A 19,455-nucleotide genomic window follows, 5' to 3' on the forward strand; every position below is an offset into this window, starting at 1 on the left:
AAATATGGCGCTCGAAAAAGAAGTTGAAAGCGCCGTTGCATCCATCCGACTCCTGCGCTATCTCCACCGCCTCGCCGATCCCTACGGGGTTTCGCCGTTCCTGCTGGGGAATGGTGTAATGGTAACACAGCGGTTTTTGGTACCGTCGTTCTAGGTTCGAGTCCTAGTTCCCCAGCCACGTCTCCCATGACTTTAAACGCATCGCGGTCCCCGCCGCCTTGCGCCGCTGAGAGCGGCGAACAGACTTGCCCGCAGCGCGCGCATGTATCGATTATCGGTGTCGAAAGTTGAGTTGCTGGTCTAGCCAAACGCTGGGCGCGAACTCTGTTGCATTTTGACCAGCCGCAACGTTGTGGGGGACGGTCGTGACCGCGATTTCCCGACCATCGATCTCTATTTCGCAGCCGGCGACAGAAAAGGCCGTTTGAACAAGCGATCTCGATGCCGGTGTGATCCAATCACTACTTGTATTCCAACGTAGGGGGTGTATTTCCAAATCAAAGCATGATTGGAGACGTCATCGTGGAAGACAAAGCCTCGCTCATCGAGCTGACTGCGGAAATCGTGGCCAACTATGTCGCGAATAACATCACACCGGTATCCGATCTTCCGGCGCTGATTCGCGCCACGCATGACGCCCTTGCAGGTATTGGCTCGCCGGAAGCTCCGGTTGTCGAGGCGGTTACGAAGGCTACTTCGGCGCAGATTCGCAAGAGCATCACGCCGGACGCTCTGATCAGCTTTGAAGACGGCAAGCCCTACAAGACGCTGAAGCGCCACCTGACCACGCACGGCATGACCGTTGCCGAATACAAGGCCAAGTGGGGTCTGCCCAACGACTATCCTACGACTGCGCCCGCCTATAGCGAAGCCCGTTCGGCCATGGCCAAGGCCCTGGGCTTGGGTCAAGGCGGCCGCAAGGCCAAGAGCCCGGCCAAGGCGCCGCGCGCCCGCAAGGCGTAAGGCTTTCGACATTGACTGAAGAGGGGCTGGCCGAAAGGCCGGCCCCTTTTTGATTCCGCGTCGCCTGGCCGCCTGAGCGCCTCTAGGCCGAGGCCCGGTCTTCTTCCGGCGCGGGCGGCGTGAAGATCCGCGTCACGGTCTCGACAAGTTTCGCCACTTCGATCGGCTTTGGGATCAGGCCGTCCATGCCCGCATCGGCATAGAGTGTTTGCTCATGGGCCAGCACACTGGCCGTCACGGCGAAGATCGGCGTGCGGGGGCGGCCCGTTAGGCGCTCGCGCTCGCGGATCGTCCGGCTGGCCTCGATGCCGTCCATGCCCGGCATGTGGATGTCCATCAGGATGGCGTCCCAGGGCTCAAGCTCCCACATGGCCACCGCTTCGCGACCATCGCGGGCGACCTCGCCATGGACGCCCAGATGGCCCAGCAGGGTCAGCAGGACGGTGCGGTTGGTGTCGTTGTCATCGACCACCAGGATCCGGGGCGGGGTCTCATCGTCATAGGCGGCTGCGGGAAGGGTCGCGGGCGCGCTGGCGGCCGCCTGGACCTCGGGCATGGGCGTCGAAAACCGGAAGCGCGTACCGCCGCCGGGCAGGGAGGCAAAGTCGATCCGGCCGCCCATCAGCCCCACCAGCTCCTTGCAGATCGCCAGGCCCAGGCCCGCGCCGCCGGCGCGGCGGGTGCTGGAGCTGTCCAGCTGAGCGAACTTGCCAAAGACCAGGCCGCGATGGCTTTCGGGGATTCCGACACCCGTGTCTTCTATACAGAAGGTCACCATGTGGGCGTCGCCTTCGACGGTCACCCGCACATGGCCGCGATCGGTGAACTTTATGGCGTTGGAGATCAGGTTGCTCAGCACCTGACGCAGGCGCTCGGCGTCGCCCAGCCGCCAGCCTGTCGCCGTCGGCGCGATGTCCAGCGAGAAGGCCAGGCCCTTTTCCCGCGCCAGGCCGCCATAGAGTTGTCTCAGGGCGTCCAGCATGAAATCCAGTTCGAAGGGTGCGGGGATGATCTCCATCCGGCCCGCCTCGATCCTGGAAATGTCGAGAATGGCGTTGATCACCCCCAGCAGCGACTGGCCGGACGTGGTGATCATGCCCAGGCGATGTCGCTGTTCCGGATCAAGCGCGCCGGTCTCCATGATCTGGGCCATGCCCAGGACACCGTTCAGGGGCGTGCGGATCTCGTGGCTCATGGTGGCCAGGAAGTCGGTCTTGGCGCGGTTGGCGGTCTGGGCCGCGATCGCCAGGGCCTCGGCCCGGGCCTGCAGCCGCCGGTTCTCCTTCAGCTCCCGCTGGAGGTCGGCGTTCAGGGCGTCGCTGGCGAGCCGGGCGTGAACTTCCCGACTGACCGCGCCACGCACCATGGTGGACATGCCAAGGGCGGCGAACGCGCCGGCCATGCCCATGAACATGTACTGGGCAATCATGTCGCCGGGGGCCTTGCGGGCCATCAGGAACAGTCCCGTCATCGCCAGGGCGACACTGATCAGCGCCACCCGGCGGGTCGGGGCCGAGGCCGCAAACACCAGCGCCATCAGCACGAAATAGACCAGTTTCTGGGGTTCCAGGTGTAGCGTGTGGTGGGCGATGACATTGGCCAGGAACAGGCCATTCATCACCAGGATCAGGGCCTCCAGCCGCCAGCCGGTCCAGTGTCCGCGCCCCAGAGCCCGCCAGGCGACAAACGCGTAGGCCGCCGCCGTCACCGACAGGCTGCCCAGGATCAGCAGGTTCGAAGGGGTTTCATAGAAGGGATGCGAGAGGCTGATCAGGCAGTAGTAAACGGCCGCAGCAATCAGATAGCCGCGCGCGATCGGTACATAGGCCTGTATCAGGGCGGCCTCGGCGGGCCTCGATGTTGAGGTGATCGGCAAAGCCAAACCCTGTCTACGACTTCATGTGTCCCACCACTTCAGTTTCTGTAGCCGAGGAAGAGTTAAATCTTGGCCCAGGGCCATGACTGACACCTGTCAATTCAGGCTCTAGACACCGCTCAGCGCCAGTCCCGGCGCATCTGGATTTCGCGTTCCGCCGCCATTCAGAGGGCGCTGCATCCACACCAGATCGACCCATCGGCCAAATTTGAAGCCCATGTCGGGGAAAACCCCCTGTTTTGCGAAGCCCATCGCCGCGTGCAGGCCGATGGAGGCGCTGTTGCCGCTATCGCCGATCACCGCGACCATCTGACGCAACCCCAGCGCTTCGCAGGCCTCGATCAGGGCGGCCAGCAGGGCGCGGCCCACGCCCTGTCCCACGGCGTCCGGCGAAATATAGACGCTGTCCTCGACCGTGTAGCGATAGGCGGCGCGCAAACGAAACGGGCCGGCATAGGCATAGCCCAACACGACGCCATCCCGTTCGGCGACCAGATAGGGCAGGCCGCGATCGAGGAACGTGGCGCGGCGACGGGCCATCTCGTCCTGCTCGGGTGGATCTTCCTCGAAGGTGCCCAGGCCGTTGCGGACGTTCCAGCCATAGATCGCCGTGATGGCCGCCAGGTCGGCGTCGGTGGAGGGGCGGATGGTGAGGGTCATTGGAAAGTCCTCCCCCCGATGGGGGAGGCGGCCCGCAGGGCCGGAGGGGGACGTGATCCCCGCCGTTGGCTGACTTCCCCCAACGTCGGCTTCGCCGACACCTCCCCCTTCAGGGGAAGGACCTTGAAGCCAGGCACCCTTAAGCCTCCCAACCCTTGTCCACCGCCCAGACCGCGAAGGCGTAGTCCAGGGCGATCTCCTTGAGGAAGTCGAACCGGCCCGAGGCCCCGCCGTGGCCGGCGTCCATATTGATCTTCAGCAGGACGGGCCGGCCGCTGGTGCTGGCCGGCCGCAGTTTGGCCACCCACTTTTCGGGCTCCCAGTAGGTGACGCGCGGGTCGGACAGACCGCCGGTGGCCAGCACCGCCGGATAGGGCTTGGCCTCGACATTGTCATAGGGGCTGTAGCTGGCGATGTAGTCATAGGCCGCCGCGTCCTCCAGCGGATTGCCCCATTCGGGCCATTCGGGCGGGGTCAGCGGCAGGGTGACGTCGCTCATGGTGTTGACCACGTCGACGAACGGCACAGCCGCGATGATCCCGGCGAACAGGTCGGGCCGCATGTTGGTGATCGCGCCCATCAGCAGACCACCGGCCGAGCCGCCATAGGCCACGGTGTTCGACGGCTTGCCGTAGCCGGCCCCATGCAGGTGCTCGGCGCAGGCGATGAAGTCGGTGAAGGTGTTCTTCTTCCTGTCCTTCTTGCCGTCCAGGAACCAGCTCCAGCCCTTTTCCGAGCCGCCGCGCGGGCAGGCCGTGGCCCAGATCCAGCCGCGGTCGACCAGGCTGAAATTGCGGATCGAGAAGCTGGCCTCCATCGAGACGCCGTAGCTGCCATAGCCGTAGAGGAGGAGCGGCGCCGAGCCATCCAGCTTTGTGCCCTTCTTCATCAGGATGAAGACCGGCACCTCGGTGCCGTCGCTGGCCTTGGCGTTGAGGCGGCGGGTCTCGTACTGGCTGGGATCGTGGCCGGAGGGGATTTCCTGGGTCTTGCGCAGGGTCCGCTCGCGCGTCGCCATGTCATAGTCGAACCACTGCCGGGGCGTGGTCATCGAGTTGTAGACGAAGCGCACGGTGGCGGTGTCGTACTCGTAGCCGCCCTCGAGGCTGAGGGCATAGGCGGCCTCGTCGAAGTCGACGACGTGCTCTTCGCCGGCCCCATTTTTGTCAGGGCGCGCCGTGATGACGATGCGGTTGACGGCGTCCACCTTTTCCAGCCGCGCGAAGTGGTTCTGGAAGGCGATCATGCCGACGATCAGCCGGCCGGGGGTGTGGGCCACCCAGTCCTTCCAGTGGGCCTTGCCGGGCGCGGTTTCGGGCGCGGTGACCAGCTTCCAGTCGACGGCGCCGTCGGCGTTGGTGCGGATCACGAAGTGGTCGTTCCAGTGGTCCAGCTCGTAGCGCAGGCCCACCTGACGCGGCTCGACCACCACAGGCTTGGCGGTCGGGTCGCTGGCCGGGATCAGCAGGTTTTCGCTGGTCTCCTGGTTGCCGCAGCTGATGACGATGAACTTCTCGGACGACACCGTGCCGACGCCGATGAAGAAGCCTTCGTCGGGCTCGTCATAGATCAGCACGTCGTCCTTGGCGCCGCCGCGGGCCGGGCGGCGATGGATGCGGGCGGGGCGGCCATTGTCGTCCCGGAAGGTCCAGAACAGCCACTGGCTGTCGGGCGAGAAGCAGAAGTCGCCGGTGGTGCTCTCAACGGGGCTTTCCAGCACCGCGCCGGTCGCCAGATCCTTGACGTGGATGCGATAGACTTCCGAGCCCTGCTCATCGATGGCAAAGGCATAGAGCCTGTGGTCCGGCGAATGGCTGGCGGCGCCGACCTGGTAGAAGGCCTTGCCCTTGGACTCGGCCTCTTCGTCCAGCAGGATCTGTTCGGCCCCGCCGCCCCTGGGCTTGCGGGCGTGGATCGGGTGCTGCGCCCCGGTCTCGAAGCGGGTGTAGTATTCCCACGGACCATCGGGGGCGGGGACGGAGGCGTCATCCTGCTTGATGCGGCCCTTCATCTCCTCGAACATCGCCGTCTGCAGCGCCTCGGTCGAGGCCAGCATGGCCTTGGTGTAGGCGTTCTCGGCGGTCAGGTGTTCCTTGACGTCGGCCTTGATCAGCGACGGGTCGCGCAGGACCTTCTGCCAGTTGTCGTCTTTCATCCACGCATAGTCGTCGGTCCGCACCCGGCCCAGCTGCTCGATGCGCTTGGGCTCCTTCTTGGCGACGGGCGGGACGGGGCGAGCGGCTTTGGATGCGGACATGGAGATCCCGGGAATGAAAACTGGACTTGAAGTAAGCACGGCGGCCGCGCTCGTCATCATCTGACGTCGGTTCATGATGCTTGTTTCCCCCACCAACGCGTAAACGATCTCTGCGTCAGATCGCCAGCTTGCGGGCCATGACGGGTCTGGTCAAACTTATCTGGCGAAGCGCGCCGACGTGCGCCCAGCGGGGTAAGTAAAAGAGTAGGGGCGACGATGGTTTACGACCTGTCCGTCGATCTGATCCAGGCGACGGTTCAGCTTGAGCAGCCGCTCAAGGACGGTTCGCGAACGGTCGGCACCGGGTTCCTGATCGCCGACATCGATCCAGACGGCAAACCCCGCACCATCCTGATCACCGCCGCCCACGTCCTTGACCGCATGCCGTCGTTCTCGGCCAAGATCGGCTATCGCATCCAGTCCAGTGACGGCGTCTGGCGCTATGATCCCCAGACCCTGAAGATTCGCGACGGCGACCATCCGCTGTGGGTCAAGCACGCGGGCCGCGATGTCGCCGCCCTCGTGGTCGAGGCGCCGCCGGAATTCGCCAAGGCGGCGATCCCGCTGGCCTGGCTGGCCAAGGACGACACCTTCAGCCACTACAAGCTGGGTCCCGGCGACGAGATGATGGCCCTGGGCTTTCCCCGCGGCCTGTCGGCCAATCCGGCCGGCTTTCCCATTCTGCGGTCGGGCCGCGTGGCCTCCTATCCGCTGGCCCCGGCCACGGCCTTTCCGACCTTCCTGATGGATTTCGCGGTCTTCCCCGGCAATTCGGGCGGACCGGTGTTTATGGCGCAGGGCGCGCGCCGCCGCCCGGGTGCGACGGAGGCGCAGGAAGTGCAGTTCATCGCCGGCATCCTGACCCAGCAGGTCGAGCTGTCGGGCGAGCGGCTGGAGATCGGCATCGTCACCCACGCCAAATATATCCGCGAGACCATCGGCCTGCTGGGCAAGCTGTCGCCCCTGACGGCAGCCGCGCCGTCCACCCGGATCGAACCGTTGCTCGAGGGCGCGACGGCCGCCTCGGCTGCGGTCTCGGCCAGCGCCATGGGTGTGGGACGCTAGAAAGGCTGGGAACCTTCGCATCAGCGGAGCCGTTCTTGTCGGGACATTCACCCCAACAGGAGCACAGCCATGAGCACCAATCGTGTTGAAGGCGCTATCGACAAGGGCGTCGGCGCCGCCAAGGAAGCGATCGGCAAGGCGACAGGCAATGAACGCCTCGAAGCCGAAGGCCTGGCCCAGAAGGCCAAGGGCGACATCCAGAACAAGGTCGGCCAGGCGCAGGACGCCATCGGCGACGCCATCAAGAAGTAAGGCCTGGTTCCGACCAGACTGACGAACGGCCCCGGGCGCTATCCTGGGGCCGTTTTTCGTTTGCGGTGTGGGGTTGATTACGCCGGAGGTAATGGCGCGTCGGCCAGGCTCGACCTAGCCTGCGCTGATGACCACCACCGTCCTAACCATCGGCGAGCGGCTGCGCGACTGGCGTCAACGGCGCCGGCTCAGCCAGCTGGACCTGGCCTGCGAGGCCGAGATCTCGACCCGGCACCTGTCGTTCCTGGAAACCGGCCGCGCCGCCCCCAGTCGCGACATGGTGCTGCGTCTGGCCGAGGGGCTGGGCGTGCCGCTGCGCGAACGCAACGTCCTGCTGCTGGCCGCCGGCTTTGCGCCGGTGTTCCCCGAACGGTCGCTGGACGACCCGGGGCTGGAGGCCGCCAAGATCGCGGTCGAGACGCTGCTGGCGGCCCACATGCCGTTTCCGGCCCTGGCCATCGACCGGCGATGGACCCTGCTGGCCCACAACGCCTCGGCGGGCCTTCTGCTGGAGGGTGTCGACCCGAAACTGCTGGAGGGGCCGGTCAACATGCTGCGCCTGAGCCTGCACCCCGACGGCGTCGCGCCCCGCATCGCCAATCTGGCCGAACTGCGCGGCCACATCCTGTCGCGTCTGCGCCGTGAACTGGCCGATAATGGTGACGCGGGTCTGGCCGACCTGATCCGCGAGTTGTCGGCCTATCCTGGTGGCGAGGCCCATCCCCGCGGCGGCGAGGGGATGATCGCCGTGCCGCTGCGGCTGAACACGCCCTTGGGCGAACTGTCGTTCCTGACGACCACAATGACCTTCAGCGGCGCGCTGGACGTGACCGTATCTGAACTGACGATCGAGACATTCCTGCCGGCCGATCCCGCCACGGCCGCCGCTCTGGGGGCCGTGGCGGGAGGCTGAGGGCTTAGGCGCCGTAGATGATCGAGATGGTCTCGGCCACGCAGGCGGGGCGCTCTTCACCTTCGATCTCGATGGTGCACTCGTTCTTCATCTGCAGGCCGCCCGATTTGGGCTCGGCGCTGAGCAGCTTCTGGCGCATGCGCACGCGCTTGCCGACCCGGACCATGCCGGTGAAGCGGACCTTGTCGCAGCCGTAGTTGATGCCGCGCGTCACGCCGGTGACGTGCAGGATGCCGGCGCCCAGCATCGGGATCAGCGACAGGGTCAGATAGCCGTGGGCGATCGGGCCGCCGATTTCCCGGGTGGCGCGTTCGACATCGACATGGATCCACTGGTGATCACCGGTGGCCTCGGCGAACTGGTTGACCCGCTCCTGGCTGATCTCGACCCAGTCCGAAACACCGATTTCCTGACCAACCAGGCTGGCGATATCCGCATAGGCGACTTGTTTCATGGCGTTCTCCCAAACACGTCTTGTGCAAACAGTTGTTTGATTGATCCCATGGCCGGGCGGTTGGGGCAAGGTCGAGCCCAAGCTTTGTGCTGCATCCGGCCGATCCTGGCCTGTGCCACCCATGCGGCGGTCACTGTGTCAAATGGACACAGCCGGTTCGTCCCAAAACTGGGATCTGTTGCAGTTTTGGTCGGACTATTTTCCAGATCCGCCGCCGAAAACTACCCAAAACAAGTAATACAACAATAATGGGAAATTAACGTTTGGCTACAGTTGCCAGCTAAGAAGCGGAGTCAAAAGAGGCGGGGACTGATTTGCTTGATGAATCGAGGTTATCGGAAATTAACATATGAGCTTGATTGGCGGGTGACTGATTAGCTGCGGGCCGGCGGGTCGAATTTCTCCAGGCGTGGCACGCGCCTTGCGAAGTACCATTCGCCGAATGATCGGCTTAGTGGAGAAAACAGATGAACCGCACCATCCTGCTCACCATCGCCGCGCTGACGGTCGCTGGTACTGCCCAAGCTCAGACCATCAATACCAACCAGACCAACAGCTCGAATATTCGCGCCAAGCTCAATGCGACGGTCAGCGATGTTCAAGACAAGGTTGCCCTGACTGCGGCTGGTATCGGCAACAGCGTCACTCTGGAAGGCGCCACGGCCAACACCATCAACAATACGCAGCGCTTCTTCGGCGATGTTTCGTCTGAACTGAACGCGACCGTCCGCGATGTTGGCAAGAGCGTCGACGCGACTTCGGCCGCGATCGCCAATACCGCTTCGATCAAGGCCGACTATGTCAACGTCGTGAACAATGTTCAGTACGCCAACTATGATCCGACCGCCGTCCTCAACGCCACCCTGACCGATATCAGCGGCGAAGTGAACGCGACCGCTGCAGCGATCAGCAACACGGCCACCATCGAAGCCGATCTGGGCCAGGTCAACTCGACCCAGATCAACTACGCCGCCGTCAACGCTACCGCCAACACGACCATTCGCAATGTCAGCGACTCGGTCTCGGCGACGGCCGCCGCCATCGGCAACACCCTGTCCGTCAAGGGTTTCTAAGTCGGCACAAGGACGCTCGTTGAGCGCTCGCGAGCGTCCTTTACTCCCGCTTTCAGCCGGGCCTTTTCCATCCTCTTTCAGGACCTGTCTCATGCTCAAGATGTTCACGCCGGCCCTGACCGTCGCTCTGCTGGCCCTGCCTGTTCAGGGCGGAGCGCAGACCCTGGGTCGCGACGGAATCGGCAGCCTCGAAGCCGGCTATGGCAATGCCCGGGCCATGGAGACCGAGCGCTTCAATCCTTCCACCCGCGACAGCCAGGGCAACCGCATCATCAAGGATGGTGTGATCCAGAGCGGCGTCGGCGGCAGCCAGATCACCACCAACACCAATAGCGCCGTCTATGGCGCGGCCTTTTTCGAGAGCGGAGCCAGCAACAGCGCCACCGCGATCGGCAATCTGGTCAATGTCACGGTCGAGGGATCGAACAATACGGTCGTGCTCAACAGTGTTCAGACCAATACCGGATCGGTTTCGGCCACGGCTGTTCTCAATGGCTCGGCCGCCAAATCGACCGGATCCAACCAGTAGCGCCCTGACCAACGCTCTCGGTCTCATAAGGAAACCAGCACCATGTTGATCGCTCGCGCCCTGGGGGCCGCAGGCCTTGCGGCGGCGATCCTCGCCGTTGCGCCGCCGAGCCTGGCTGCCGAGGCGGGCGGCGACTATGCGCGGCCGATCGGCGATGCGCCGGCCACCCGCAACCCGACGCCCTATACGCCGGCCCTGATCTGCCTGGCGCGCCAGCCGCTGAGCCGGCCGATGCCGCGCATCTCGGTCGGACGGATCTCGGACATGACCGGCAAGTCCGACTTCGAGACCGGCGCCAAGATCAGCCAGGGGGCCTCGCTGTTTGCGATCACGGCGCTCGGCAAGGCGGGCTTTCCGGTGGTCGAGCGGCTGGACAATTCCGTGGCCGAGATCGAGCTCAACTATGCCCGCCAGCGCCTGCTGTCCGATACGCCCGAACTGGCCGGCAGCAGCGGTGACAACTTCCGCCGCATCCTGGCCGGTCAGATCGCCGGCTCGTCCTACTATATCGTCGGCGGCATTACGGAGCTGAACTACAATATCCGCTCGACCGGCGCCGACGCCCAGATCGGCGACCGGGGTTTGAATGGCGTGCGGGCCGGCGCGGCGGGTCAGACCTATGTGCTCAACATCGCCATCGATCTTCGGCTGGTGAATTCACGCTCCCAGGAGGTGGTCGACATGGTCTCGTACCAGAAGCAGCTGGTTGGACGCAGCCTTGACCTTGGCCTGACCGCTGGAAATGACAAGCTCGGCGCAGCAGCCTCCTATGGCCGCAGCGGCATGGAGCCGATGCAGGCCGCCGTTCGCACCCTGGTCGAGCGCGGCGTGTTCGAGATGATCGCCGGCTTCCGTGGCGGTGAGGCGAAGAATCTTTGCCTTGATCCGGTAACCGAACCGCAGGGTCCGGCGCTCCCGGCCTATGCGGCCTCGCGGACCGTTCAAGCCCAACCGAGGACCTGGTGATGTCTCAAGACCTGGGCCTGACTGCCGGCCGTCACAGTGCACGGATCGCCGCGACCCTGGTCGCGCTGATGCTGGCCGGCTGCGCCTCGACCACCGCCGACAAGGTCACGGGTCTCTATGCCCAGCCCATCGGCGACGCCCCGGCGACCACCAATCCGACGCAGTATTCGTCGGCCCTGACCTGTCTGGCGTCGAATGCCGCCGCCAGCGGGCGGGCGTCGCCCCGGGTGGCGGTCGGCGCCATTGCCGATCTGACCGGCAAGCGCGACATCACGACCGGGGCCAAGGTCAGCCAGGGTGCGTCGTTGTTCGCGATCAGCGCCCTGGGCAAGGCCGGCCTGCGGCTGGTGGAGCGGAGCGATCGGGGCATTTCCGATACCGAACTGGCCTATGCCCAGAACCACACCCTGTCGGACTCTCCGGAAAAGGCGGGCTCCGACCCCGAAAACTATCGCCCGATCTATGCCGGACAGATCGCCGGCTCCGACTTCTACATTGTCGGCGGGCTTACGGAGCTGAACTACAATATCCGCTCGTCGGGCGTGGATGCGCGTGGCGGTGATGTGGGGACGGGCGGGCTGAAAGGGTCGCTGACCGGCAGCACCTATGTGATCAATATCGCCATCGACATGCGCATGGTCGACTCCCGCTCGCAGGAGATCATCGACATCACCTCCTATCAGAAGCAGATCATCGGCCGGGAGATCAAACCCGGCGTGTTCGACTTCCTGAACGGCAATGTCATCGACATTTCTGGCGGCAAGAGCGAGCTGGAGCCCATGCAGCTGGCGGCCCGCACCCTGGTCGAGCGCAGCATCTATGACTTCGCCAGCACGCTGCTGCAGGTCAAGCCGACCCAATGCCTGAACGAGCAGGGCGACGGCGCCCGGCCTCGCCAGGTGCGCCCCGTCCAGAGTGTCCAGGCCCCGCCGCCAGCCGCCCAGGCGCCCAGGCCCGCCGCTCCGGCGGTCGCAGCGCCAGGCTATAACGGCCCGTACCTGGATCGCTCGCGCTGGCTGGCCCCGGACCGGGGCGCGGCTCCCAACCGGCCCTAGGCTCTAGGTCTTGGCCCAGTAAGCATCCCGGATCAGCCGCTTGTAGAGCTTGCCCGTCGCGTGGCGGGGCAGCTCCTGCATGAAGTCGATGCGGCGCGGCGATTTTACGTGGCTGAGATTGGCGCGCACGAAGGCCATCAGCTCGTCGGCGAGATCAGCGTGATCCTCGGCCCAGGCCAGGGGCTGGATCACCGCCACGACCTTTTCGCCCATCTCCTCGCACGGCGCCCCGACCACGGCGGCGTCGGCCACCATGGGGTGGGTGATCAGCAGGTTCTCGATCTCCTGCGGATAGATGTTCACCCCGCCGCTGATGATCATGAAGCTCTTGCGGTCGGTCAGGTAGAGATAGCCCTCCTCGTCGACCCAGCCCACGTCGCCCAGGGTGGTCCAGCCGTGCTGGTTGTAGCTCTCGGCGGTCTTGTCCGGGGCGTTGTGATAGTTCACCGCTGGGCCGTTGGCGAAATAGACCGCGCCCTCGGTGCGGGGCGGGACCGGATTGCCGTCCTCATCGCAGATGCGCAGTTCGCCCAGCACGGCCTGGCCGACGCTGCCCTTGTGGGTCAGCCAGTTCTGCGAATTGATCCAGCAGAAGCCGTTTCCTTCGGTGCCGGCGTAGTATTCGAAGATCACCGGGCCCCACCAGGCGATCATCTGCTCCTTGACCGGAACCGGGCAGGGGGCGGCGGCGTGGACGGCCGATTGCATCGACGAGACGTCGTACTTGGCGCGGGTCTCTTCGGGCAGTTTCAGCATCCGCACGAAGTGGGTCGGCACGAACTGGCCGCAGGTGACCTTGTACTTTTCGATCAGGGCCAGGGCGGCCTCGGGATCGAACTTCTCCATCACGATCACCGTGCCGCCCAGCTTGTGGACGCTCATGCACCAGCGCAGCGGCGCGGCGTGATAGAGCGGGGCGGGGGACAGATAGACGCTGTCGCCGGAAAAGCCGAACAGGCCCTGGGCCATCATCTGCAGGGCGTTGGGCTGTTCGATCGGGCCGCCGTTCAGGGCCGGCTTGACGCCCTTGGGTCGGCCGGTGGTGCCCGACGAATAGAGCATGTCCGAGCCGGCGCTCTCATCGGCGATCGGGGTCTCGGGCATGGCGGCGCGGGCCGCCTCGAAGTCGGCATAGGCGCCATGGGCGCCGCCCACCGTGTAAAGCTTCAGGCCCGGAACCAGGGCGGGGATTTCGTCGATCAGCGACCCCATCGCCACCGAGGTGATGAACACCTTGGCCCCGCAGTCCTGCAGGATGTACTGGGTTTCGGCCGCCGTCAGCTTGGTCGAGACGCAGACATAATAGAGCCCCGCGCGCTGGGCGGCCCAGGCGATCTCGAAGAACCGGGCATTGTTCTCCATCAGGATGGCGATGACGTCGCCGGTCTGCAGGCCCAGTGAGCGAAACAGCTGCGCCCCCTGGTTGGAGCGTGCGTCCAGCTGGCCGTAGGTCACGACCTCGCCGGAGCCGGCCATGATGTAGGCGGGCTTTTGCGGTTGTGTCTGGGCGTGGATAAAGGGGTGCATGAGGTGAGGTTTCCTAAGCCGCGACGGGGGTCTTGGCGGCCTGAAGGATCATGGCCGCGCCCTTCTCGCCGATCATGATGGTGGGGGCGTTGGTGTTGCCCGAGACCAGGCGCGGCATGATCGAGGCGTCGACGACCCGCAGGCCGTCCACACCGCGCACCCGCAACTGGGCGTCGACCACGGCCATGGGCCCGCTGCCCATCGCGCAGGTGCCGACCGGGTGGTAGAGGGTCGAGCCCGAGGCCTTGGCATATTCGAGCAGCATCTCGTCGCTCTCGAAGCCTGGACCAGGGTTCATCTCCTGCTCGACATATTTGGCGATGGCCGGCTGCTCGCCGATCTTGCGCGCCCATTTCAGGCCGGCGATCGCGACCTCCTGGTCCAGCGGATCGGCCAGATAGTTGGCGACGATGGCCGGGTACTGCGACGGATCAGCCGACTTGATATGGATGGAGCCGCGGCTTTCCGGGCGCAGCTGGCAGGGCGCGATGGTCATGCCTGGCGCGTCCTCCAGCTCCATCTTCTGCTCGTTGAACAGCTTGTCCAGATCCATGGTGGCCGGCAGGATGTGGAACTGGATGTCTGGTCCTGCGAGGTCCGGTCTGGATTTGCAAAACGCCGCCACATGCGCCGCCGACAGGGTCAGCAGGCCCTTGCGGAACAGCACATATTTCAGCGCCTGGCCCGCCAGTTGGGCGCCCTTGCTCATGGCGTTGATCGACGGCGCGCCGGCCTTCAGGCGGTAGCGCACGCCGGTCAGATAATGGTCCTGCAGGTTCTCGCCGACGCCGGGAAGGTCGCAAACGACCGCGATGCCGCGCTGGCGCAGCAGCTCGCCATTGCCGATGCCCGACAGTTCCAGAAGCTGGGGCGAATTGATCGCTCCGCCGGCCAGGATCACCTCGGCCCGGGCCTTGGCGGTGCGCTTGACGCCGTTCTGCACGAATTCGACGCCGGCGGCGCGCTTGCCCTCGAAGATCACGCGGCTGGCCAGGGCGTTGGTTTCGACCTGCAGGTTCGCCCGCTTCATGGCGGGGTGCAGATAGGCGACAGCGGCCGAGCAGCGCGCGCCGTTCTTCTGGGTCACCTGATACCAGGTGGCGCCTTCCTGATCCTTGCCGTTCAGGTCGTCATAGCGGGGGATGCCGGCCTGGTCGCAGGCCTCGATCAGGGCTTCTGAAATGACGTTGCCGTCGCGCATGTCGGAGACGTTCAGCGGGCCGCCGGTGGCGTGCAGGTCGCTGGCCCCGCGCTCCTGATTCTGCGACTTGCGGAACCAGGGCAGGACGTCGTCCCAGGCCCAGCCTTCGCAGCCCAGCTGGCGCCAGCCGTCATAGTCGGCCTGCTGGCCGCGCACATAGAGCATGGCGTTGATCGAGGACGAACCACCCAGCACCTTGCCGCGCGGCCAGACGTGGGCGCGTCCGCCGGTGCCCGGATCGGGCTCGGTGGTATAGAGCCAGTTGACCTTGGGGTCCTTGAGGGTCTGGGCATAGCCGACCGGGATGTGGATCATCAGGTTCGAAGCGAACTGCGAGAGGTTCTTGGTCGGCCGATCATCGCCGCCGGCTTCCAGCAACAGCACCTTGAAGCGACCATCCTCGGAAAGCCGCGCGGCCAGAACGCAGCCGGCCGAACCGGCGCCCACGACGATGTAGTCAGCCTCGATGGTCGCGCTCATCGCTCTCTCCCTAGAGCGCGCTTGGGCGCGCTCCATTTTTTATGTTTAGAGCCCGTCCATGCGGAAAGGCTCGGGGCCGTCTGCGTGTGTCCGCATGATCGGCGTTCACTCACAATGCGCAGGTCTGGGCCGAACGCAAAGCCTCACCTTGCGTCAGTTGCCGTCGCGGCGCCGTTGGCGCGCCGTGTTTAGGCGCTATCGTCCCACCCATAGAACGATGTTCCCGGGAGACGATGCGTGGATCTGATCAGCCAGACAGTGGTGGACGGCAAGGCCGGTCCTGGAGCGGGAACCACCTATCCGACCCTGCCCGATATCGACCTCGCCGATATCTTCCGCTTCGCCAAGGGTCAGCCCTTCGCCGACTATGCGCGGATGCGGGTCGAGGCGCCGGTGATGTGGCATGCCGAGCCCTATGGCGGGCCGGGCTTCTGGGCGGTGACGCGGCATGAAGACGTGATGAGCGTCAACGGCGACCCGACCACCTATTCGTCGCAGCGCGGCGGCATCCTGATGGCCATGGGCCCGCCCGACCGCCGTCACGCCCTGCTGTTCCGGGCGTCGATGGACACCATGATCAATCTCGACGCGCCGCATCACCTGCAGCTGCGTCGCGAGCACATGCCCTATTTCACCCCGTCCTATCTGCGCGGGATCACCGAGGCGGTGAAGGGTGAGGTCACGCGGCTGCTCGACGCCATGGAGCCGCTGCTGGAAGGCGGCGCCACCATCGACATGGTCGAGCACTTCTCCAGCGTGCTGCCGCTGTTCACCCTCTGCGAGATCCTGGGCGTGCCGCCCGAGGATCGCCCCCGGTTCCTCAAGTGGATGCACTATCTGGAGCGCGCCCAGGATCTGGCCGTGCAGCAGGCCGCAGCCCCGATCACCCCGACGCTTGAGCTCATGCAGTTCGTCATGGACTTCAACACCAACGTCGAGGAGATGTTCGACTACGGCCGGATGATGCTGCTCAAGCGTCGCGAGGATCCCAAGGAAGACCTGCTGACCGCCATTGCCCGGGCCCAGGTCGACGGCGCCCTGCTGGCCGATGAATATCTGGACGGCTCGTGGCTGCTGATCGTGTTCGCGGGCAATGACACCACCCGCAACACCCTGTCGGGCGCCATGAAGCTGCTGACCGAGTTCCCGGACCAGAAGCAGGCGCTGATCGACAATCCCGGCCTGCTGGGCGGCGCGGTCGACGAGTTCATCCGCATGGTCAGCCCGGTGATCTACATGCGCCGCACGGCGACGGCCGATGTCGAGCTGAACGGCCAGATGATCCGCGAGGGCGAGAAGGTGATCATGTACTACGGCGCGGCCAACCGCGATCCGGAGGTGTTCCCCAACCCCGACCAGCTGGACGTGCGCCGCCCCAATGCGGCCAAGCACATCGCCTTCGGCTATGGCCCCCACACCTGCATCGGCAAGCGCGTGGCCCAGATCCAGCTGGAGGAAGCCTATCGCCAGATCCTGGCCCGCTTCCCCGACCTGAAGGCCACCGGCGAGATGGAGATCGCGCCCAACAACTTCGTGCACGCCATCAGCAAGCTGATGGTCAAGCGGGGGTAGTGTCCAACCCCTCCGGATCGCGTTGCGCTTTCCGGAGGGGGCAGGGCTAGACGGCCGGCGGCCTGGCGAACTGGCCGGCCCGCCAGGCCATCCAGGTGACGCCCAGGCCGATGGCGGTGCAGACCACCAGGGCCGGCAGCGAGGCCTCGGGGCCGAAGGCGCCCCCGGTCAGCCATTCGGGGAAACCCGGGCGCGCCGTGCTTGTCGCCATCGCGGGGCCGAAGTCGCCGCCGGACACAGCGGCGCCGAACAGATAGCCCTGGGTGAAATTCCAGGCCGCGTGCACACCGATCGACATCCAGACCCGCCCCGTCAACGCATAGAAGGCGCCCAGCATGATCCCGGCCTCCAGCGCGATGGCGATGGCCGCGAACACGGTCGCGTTTGGATTGGGCAGGTGGCCAAAGCCGAACAGGGCGGCGGAGATCGCGAAGGCCACCCAGGGGCCGAACGCCCTCCAGGTCAGGCGCAGCAGGATGGCGCGGATCATGATCTCCTCGATCACGCCGGACTGAACGGCCTTGCCGATGGCGATCCAGGCGGGCGCGGCGCCGAGAGCCCGAATGTCATAGAGGCCAAACACGGCCATGATCGCCATCACGGCGGCGAACATCGCCACCCCGATCAGCAGGCCCGCAACCAGTTGCGGAAGAGCGGGTCGCCAGGCGATCTCGGACGGCCAGCGCCCTTCGGCCAGTCGCACCGCCAGGGCGTAGACCCCCAGCCCCACCAGCACCGCCACGATATTGGCCGCCAGCTGCGCCGCGCCGGACGTCTTGGGCAAGGCCTTGCCCAGGGCTTCGCCTGTCGACAGCGACGCCAGGGCGATCAGGAAGAACAGCGCCAGGGCCCAGCCGAGGGCCCTGAGCCAGCGCAGCGGTCCGGGATGCAGAAACCGGCGCTCGCCCTGCTCAAGGGGGTGGGTCCAGCGTGTCATATCGATCTTCATGATGTCGGGTGCTCAGGGGTAAGCGGGCTTGAAGGGGGAGGCGAGGCGTGGTCCGGCGCGGAAAGCGTCTGGGTCTGCGCCAGGATCCGCTGGCCGAACGGCCGGTGGCTCAGGGCGGTGATCGCTTCGCGGATGACGCCGGACAGCGGGGCCGAAAGCTCGGCGTCCAGGGCGTCGGCGGCGGCGTTGACCGCGGCCCACTGGCGTTGAAGGGCCGGGACCATGGCCTGCGCCTTGGGCGTCAGGGCGACGATGCGCTCGCGGGCGTCGGCGCCCGGCTTCAGCTCGACCAGGTCGTCCTTGACCATCTGCGCGACCGTCTGGCTGACGGCCGAATGGCTGATGCCGATCTTCAGCGCCAGCGCCTTGATCGAGGCCGGTCCCAGGCTCATCAGGCCCCGCAGAACCGGCGTGTAGCGCGGTCGCCAGGCCAGGCCGGCGGTGGTGTAGGCCGCCTGCACATCGCCATCCAACAGTTCGATCAGGTGGTGCAGCAGGGTGCCAAGCGTGGGGGAAGGCGATGACATCCGGGTGATGTATAAGCGCTGTTATATATCGTCAAGGCGCGATCAAGCGTGTCGCGCGCAAGTCTGGGGAGAAGGAACGTTGCCCCAATTTCATACGCATGTTTGACTGGCCTAAAATCAGGAGGAACACCCATGCCATCCCCCACCTTCGAGACCCTGCTCTATGACGTCGAGGACGGGATCGCGACGATCACCCTGAACCGGCCCGAGCGGATGAACGCTTTCACGGCCCGGATGATGAAGGACCTGATCGAGGTGTTCGACGTCACCGACGCCGACGACGACGTGAAGGTGGTGATCGTCACCGGCGCGGGCCGGGCGTTCTGCGCCGGGGCCGATCTGGGCGGCGGCGGGGCGACCTTCGATCGCACCTCGCCCCAGGCGCTGGAGCGGGAAGAGGGCAAGGTCGGCGACATCTATCGCGACGGCGGCGGCCGCTGCACCCTGCGCATGTACGAGAGCCTGAAACCCATCATCGCCGCCGTGAACGGCGCGGCCGTGGGCGTGGGCGTGACCATGCAACTGCCGATGGACATCCGCCTGGCCTCGACCGACGCCAAGTTCGGCTTCGTGTTCGCGCGGCGCGGCATCAATCCGGAAGCGGCCTCGTCCTGGTTCCTGCCGCGCCTGGTCGGCATGCAGACGGCGCTGGAGTGGTGCTATACCGGCCGGGTGTTTGGCGCGCAGGAAGCGCTGGATCGCGGGCTGGTCCGCTCGCTGCACGCGCCCGAAGACCTGCTGCCCGCCGCCCGGGCCCTGGCCCGCGAGATCGCCGACAACAGCGCGCCGGTCTCTATCGCCCTGACCCGCCAGCTGCTGTGGCGCATGGCCGGCGCCGATCATCCGATGGAGGCTCACAAGGCCGACAGCCGGGCCATCCAGGCGCGCGGCGCCGCCGCCGACGCCAAGGAAGGGGTCACCTCGTTCCTGGAGAAGCGCACGCCGGTCTATCCGGACAAGGTCTCGACCGACCTGCCCGATATCTGGCCCCAATGGGGCGAGCATCCGTTTAGCTGACGCAGTTTGGCCGCGGTTCGGCGTCATCGTGTCGCGCACGCCGAACCGACCCGCTCATCGGACGTTAATGAGGATCTGATCAGTTCGGCATGACGGCTGATTTGACCGTCAGGATCACC

At 65.6% G+C, this 19,455-nt stretch carries 18 protein-coding genes and 1 tRNA gene; 11 read left to right on the top strand and 8 right to left on the bottom strand.

What is annotated here, in order from left to right:
• Nucleotides 1-104 precede the first annotated feature (104 nt).
• Nucleotides 105-178: transfer RNA gene (locus ACN2C7_RS05535), tRNA-Gln, on the top strand.
• Nucleotides 179-522: 344 nt separating this feature from the next.
• On the top strand, nucleotides 523-963 hold the full coding sequence (locus ACN2C7_RS05540; protein ID WP_419320360.1) for a MucR family transcriptional regulator: 441 nt from the start codon (nucleotides 523-525) through the stop codon (nucleotides 961-963).
• Nucleotides 964-1,045: 82 nt separating this feature from the next.
• On the opposite strand, the gene ACN2C7_RS05545 is transcribed toward ACN2C7_RS05540, so the two are convergent.
• The 3 genes from ACN2C7_RS05545 to ACN2C7_RS05555 form a co-directional block, all read right to left on the bottom strand.
• Nucleotides 1,046-2,839, bottom strand: coding sequence for an ATP-binding protein (locus ACN2C7_RS05545; protein WP_419320362.1), 1,794 nt, complete (start codon nucleotides 2,837-2,839; stop codon nucleotides 1,046-1,048).
• Nucleotides 2,840-2,947: 108 nt separating this feature from the next.
• A complete protein-coding gene (locus tag ACN2C7_RS05550; RefSeq protein ID WP_419320365.1) occupies nucleotides 2,948-3,499 on the bottom strand; it encodes an N-acetyltransferase family protein in 552 nt (183 codons plus the stop codon).
• Nucleotides 3,500-3,638: 139 nt separating this feature from the next.
• On the bottom strand, nucleotides 3,639-5,831 hold the full coding sequence (locus ACN2C7_RS05555; protein ID WP_419320367.1) for a S9 family peptidase: 2,193 nt from the start codon (nucleotides 5,829-5,831) through the stop codon (nucleotides 3,639-3,641).
• Nucleotides 5,832-5,972: 141 nt separating this feature from the next.
• On the opposite strand from ACN2C7_RS05555, the gene ACN2C7_RS05560 reads away from it, so the two are divergent.
• From ACN2C7_RS05560 to ACN2C7_RS05570, 3 genes are all read left to right on the top strand, one after another.
• Nucleotides 5,973-6,821 (top strand): trypsin-like serine peptidase, encoded by an 849-nt coding sequence (locus ACN2C7_RS05560; protein ID WP_419320369.1) that lies wholly within the window; start codon nucleotides 5,973-5,975, stop codon nucleotides 6,819-6,821.
• A gap of 69 nt (nucleotides 6,822-6,890) precedes the next feature.
• Nucleotides 6,891-7,073 (top strand): CsbD family protein, encoded by a 183-nt coding sequence (locus tag ACN2C7_RS05565; RefSeq protein WP_419320371.1) that lies wholly within the window; start codon nucleotides 6,891-6,893, stop codon nucleotides 7,071-7,073.
• A 127-nt stretch (nucleotides 7,074-7,200) separates the two neighbouring features.
• The gene (locus tag ACN2C7_RS05570) at nucleotides 7,201-7,986 is read left to right on the top strand and encodes a helix-turn-helix domain-containing protein (RefSeq protein WP_419320373.1); all 786 of its coding nucleotides are present in this window, start codon (nucleotides 7,201-7,203) and stop codon (nucleotides 7,984-7,986) included.
• A 4-nt stretch (nucleotides 7,987-7,990) separates the two neighbouring features.
• On the opposite strand, the gene ACN2C7_RS05575 is transcribed toward ACN2C7_RS05570, so the two are convergent.
• Nucleotides 7,991-8,440 carry a MaoC family dehydratase gene (locus ACN2C7_RS05575; RefSeq protein ID WP_419254495.1) on the bottom strand — a complete coding sequence of 150 codons (450 nt, stop codon included), beginning with the start codon at nucleotides 8,438-8,440 and terminating at the stop codon, nucleotides 7,991-7,993.
• 467 nt (nucleotides 8,441-8,907) lie between these two features.
• On the opposite strand from ACN2C7_RS05575, the gene ACN2C7_RS05580 reads away from it, so the two are divergent.
• The 4 genes from ACN2C7_RS05580 (at nucleotide 8,908) to hfaB (ACN2C7_RS05595) (ending at nucleotide 12,063) form a co-directional block, all read left to right on the top strand.
• Nucleotides 8,908-9,513 (top strand): hypothetical protein, encoded by a 606-nt coding sequence (locus ACN2C7_RS05580; RefSeq protein WP_419320375.1) that lies wholly within the window; start codon nucleotides 8,908-8,910, stop codon nucleotides 9,511-9,513.
• 91 nt (nucleotides 9,514-9,604) lie between these two features.
• Nucleotides 9,605-10,042, top strand: a complete 438-nt coding sequence (hfaA, locus tag ACN2C7_RS05585) for a holdfast anchoring protein HfaA (RefSeq protein ID WP_419320377.1) — start codon at nucleotides 9,605-9,607, stop codon at nucleotides 10,040-10,042.
• 42 nt (nucleotides 10,043-10,084) lie between these two features.
• A complete protein-coding gene (hfaB, locus tag ACN2C7_RS05590) occupies nucleotides 10,085-11,008 on the top strand; it encodes a holdfast anchoring protein HfaB (protein WP_419320379.1) in 924 nt (307 codons plus the stop codon).
• Nucleotides 11,008-12,063, top strand: a complete 1,056-nt coding sequence (hfaB, locus tag ACN2C7_RS05595; protein ID WP_419320381.1) for a holdfast anchoring protein HfaB — start codon at nucleotides 11,008-11,010, stop codon at nucleotides 12,061-12,063. Before hfaB (ACN2C7_RS05590) ends, hfaB (ACN2C7_RS05595) begins: the two co-directional genes overlap by 1 nt.
• A 3-nt stretch (nucleotides 12,064-12,066) precedes the next feature.
• On the opposite strand, the gene ACN2C7_RS05600 is transcribed toward hfaB (ACN2C7_RS05595), so the two are convergent.
• A complete protein-coding gene (locus tag ACN2C7_RS05600; protein ID WP_419320383.1) occupies nucleotides 12,067-13,590 on the bottom strand; it encodes an acyl-CoA synthetase in 1,524 nt (507 codons plus the stop codon).
• 13 nt (nucleotides 13,591-13,603) lie between these two features.
• Nucleotides 13,604-15,271, bottom strand: a complete 1,668-nt coding sequence (locus ACN2C7_RS05605) for a GMC family oxidoreductase (protein WP_419320385.1) — start codon at nucleotides 15,269-15,271, stop codon at nucleotides 13,604-13,606.
• A 237-nt stretch (nucleotides 15,272-15,508) separates the two neighbouring features.
• Here ACN2C7_RS05605 and ACN2C7_RS05610 point away from each other — a divergent pair, with 237 nt between their 5' ends.
• Nucleotides 15,509-16,843 carry a cytochrome P450 gene (locus tag ACN2C7_RS05610; RefSeq protein WP_419320387.1) on the top strand — a complete coding sequence of 445 codons (1,335 nt, stop codon included), beginning with the start codon at nucleotides 15,509-15,511 and terminating at the stop codon, nucleotides 16,841-16,843.
• 46 nt (nucleotides 16,844-16,889) lie between these two features.
• Here ACN2C7_RS05610 and ACN2C7_RS05615 read toward each other — a convergent pair whose 3' ends face one another.
• Both ACN2C7_RS05615 and ACN2C7_RS05620 read right to left on the bottom strand, forming a co-directional pair.
• On the bottom strand, nucleotides 16,890-17,780 hold the full coding sequence (locus tag ACN2C7_RS05615) for a CPBP family intramembrane glutamic endopeptidase (RefSeq protein WP_419320389.1): 891 nt from the start codon (nucleotides 17,778-17,780) through the stop codon (nucleotides 16,890-16,892).
• Nucleotides 17,781-17,788: 8 nt separating this feature from the next.
• Nucleotides 17,789-18,319, bottom strand: a complete 531-nt coding sequence (locus tag ACN2C7_RS05620; RefSeq protein WP_419320391.1) for a MarR family winged helix-turn-helix transcriptional regulator — start codon at nucleotides 18,317-18,319, stop codon at nucleotides 17,789-17,791.
• A gap of 132 nt (nucleotides 18,320-18,451) precedes the next feature.
• On the opposite strand from ACN2C7_RS05620, the gene ACN2C7_RS05625 reads away from it, so the two are divergent.
• On the top strand, nucleotides 18,452-19,336 hold the full coding sequence (locus ACN2C7_RS05625) for a crotonase/enoyl-CoA hydratase family protein (protein WP_419320393.1): 885 nt from the start codon (nucleotides 18,452-18,454) through the stop codon (nucleotides 19,334-19,336).
• Nucleotides 19,337-19,455 lie beyond the last annotated feature (119 nt).

This window comes from Caulobacter sp. ErkDOM-E, assembly GCF_048541895.1.
Lineage (GTDB): Bacteria > Pseudomonadota > Alphaproteobacteria > Caulobacterales > Caulobacteraceae > Caulobacter.

What these genes read in the sequence shown, in the direction of transcription:
- ACN2C7_RS05550 (WP_419320365.1), bottom strand. Translation starts at nt 3,499, where the DNA reads ATGACCCTCACCATCCGCCCCTCCACCGACGCCGACCTGGCGGCCATC.
- ACN2C7_RS05555 (WP_419320367.1), bottom strand. Translation starts at nt 5,831, where the DNA reads ATGAACCGACGTCAGATGATGACGAGCGCGGCCGCCGTGCTTACTTCA.
- ACN2C7_RS05560 (WP_419320369.1), top strand. Translation starts at nt 5,973, where the DNA reads ATGGTTTACGACCTGTCCGTCGATCTGATCCAGGCGACGGTTCAGCTT.
- ACN2C7_RS05565 (WP_419320371.1), top strand. Translation starts at nt 6,891, where the DNA reads ATGAGCACCAATCGTGTTGAAGGCGCTATCGACAAGGGCGTCGGCGCC.
- ACN2C7_RS05570 (WP_419320373.1), top strand. Translation starts at nt 7,201, where the DNA reads ATGACCACCACCGTCCTAACCATCGGCGAGCGGCTGCGCGACTGGCGT.
- ACN2C7_RS05575 (WP_419254495.1), bottom strand. Translation starts at nt 8,440, where the DNA reads ATGAAACAAGTCGCCTATGCGGATATCGCCAGCCTGGTTGGTCAGGAA.
- ACN2C7_RS05580 (WP_419320375.1), top strand. Translation starts at nt 8,908, where the DNA reads ATGAACCGCACCATCCTGCTCACCATCGCCGCGCTGACGGTCGCTGGT.
- hfaA (WP_419320377.1), top strand. Translation starts at nt 9,605, where the DNA reads ATGCTCAAGATGTTCACGCCGGCCCTGACCGTCGCTCTGCTGGCCCTG.
- hfaB (WP_419320379.1), top strand. Translation starts at nt 10,085, where the DNA reads ATGTTGATCGCTCGCGCCCTGGGGGCCGCAGGCCTTGCGGCGGCGATC.
- hfaB (WP_419320381.1), top strand. Translation starts at nt 11,008, where the DNA reads ATGTCTCAAGACCTGGGCCTGACTGCCGGCCGTCACAGTGCACGGATC.
- ACN2C7_RS05600 (WP_419320383.1), bottom strand. Translation starts at nt 13,590, where the DNA reads ATGCACCCCTTTATCCACGCCCAGACACAACCGCAAAAGCCCGCCTAC.
- ACN2C7_RS05605 (WP_419320385.1), bottom strand. Translation starts at nt 15,271, where the DNA reads ATGAGCGCGACCATCGAGGCTGACTACATCGTCGTGGGCGCCGGTTCG.
- ACN2C7_RS05615 (WP_419320389.1), bottom strand. Translation starts at nt 17,780, where the DNA reads ATGACACGCTGGACCCACCCCCTTGAGCAGGGCGAGCGCCGGTTTCTG.
- ACN2C7_RS05620 (WP_419320391.1), bottom strand. Translation starts at nt 18,319, where the DNA reads ATGTCATCGCCTTCCCCCACGCTTGGCACCCTGCTGCACCACCTGATC.
- ACN2C7_RS05625 (WP_419320393.1), top strand. Translation starts at nt 18,452, where the DNA reads ATGCCATCCCCCACCTTCGAGACCCTGCTCTATGACGTCGAGGACGGG.